Source organism: Pseudoalteromonas sp. TAE56, from assembly GCF_000497955.1.
In the GTDB taxonomy this organism is placed as follows: domain Bacteria; phylum Pseudomonadota; class Gammaproteobacteria; order Enterobacterales; family Alteromonadaceae; genus Pseudoalteromonas.
The window spans coordinates 1-1,227 of sequence record NZ_AUTN01000022.1 but is presented as its reverse complement, the minus strand read 5'-3'; the positions used below and the strand labels follow the sequence as shown (position 1 = coordinate 1,227).

At 36.9% G+C, this 1,227-nt stretch carries 1 protein-coding gene; it reads left to right on the top strand.

Annotated features, from left to right (window positions below):
• Positions 1-27: 27 nt before the first annotated feature.
• Positions 28-1,227, top strand: a 1,200-nt coding sequence (locus L656_RS0100805; RefSeq protein ID WP_024597816.1) for a methyl-accepting chemotaxis protein, incomplete at its 3' end; no start/stop codon positions are given.

Below are 1,227 nucleotides of genomic sequence, written 5' to 3'. Positions count from 1 at the left end.
ATAGACAATAAAATAAGGTAGCACAGTATGGCTTCAGGCTTCTCTTTTCAAAACCTAAGCATAACAAAAAAAATACATGCAATAACATGTATTGCGGTTGTGGCTTTTGTAGTGATCGTATTGATAAACTATTTAGCTATGAATGATAATAAGGTTTCTCTCGATGAAATGAGTAACTCATCGTATAAAGTTGTAAAAATAACGTCGCAAAACGTGGGGCTTTTAGAGAAACTTGATGAACTTTATACCCAAGCTGTTACGTTTGGTGAGCAAGACCTTATAGTTAAAGCAGATGAGGTATATCAAGCTTTAGAGTCTAATATTGCATTAATAACGCAACTTAATAACTCCTACATTAATAACGATATTATTAATGAGTTGTCAGATTATGAAAAAATATCCTCAAGTATTGCTACAGGTATGGTTAACGGTACAGCTGATTTTAGTAAGATTCAGCAACAAGCGCAGCTTAAAACAAGCTTATATGGATCTGTTTTAGAAAGCTTTAAAGGCGCTCAACAAAAAGCTGATAATCGTTTTTTTGAACTGGTTGCCAACACTAAAGCGCGCTCTGATGAAGCATTAACTCTAATGTTAGCTGTATCCATTATTTCATTAATTTTATTATTGTTTATGGCTATTTGGATTGCTAAGAATATAGGCTCATCTGCTAGTGATGCAGCTAACAACCTTAGTTTATTAGCAAGCGGGAATGGTTCTTTAAGCACCCAACTATCTGTTAATTCAGAAGACGAGATTGGCCAAGTTTCTATTAATTTCAATGCATTTATTTCCTTGCTAAGAGAAACGGTTCTTGAAGTTATTGCTGTATGTGAGCCTTTAATGGAAAACTCAACACGACTAGTTCAAGGTATGGAACAAGCTGAGCGCGCTACAACAAAACAAACCACTGATGCTGAAATTGTTAAGCAATCTATGGAAGAAATGAAGCAGAGTGTTGGTGACATATCAGAATCTGCGGCTAACGCTTCTCACGCTGCTGAAACGGCCGAGAAAGAAGTTGAACAAAGTCGTACACAAGTGCAAATGTCAGTTACCGCCTCTCGTACGCTCAGTGATGAAATCAATCGAGCTGCAAGTACTATCAATAAGCTTGCGGACGATACAAAAAATGTATCGCAGATTTTGAATGTAATCACGTCTATTGCAGATCAGACAAACTTACTTGCCCTTAATGCTGCTATTGAAGCCGCTCGAGCAGGTGAA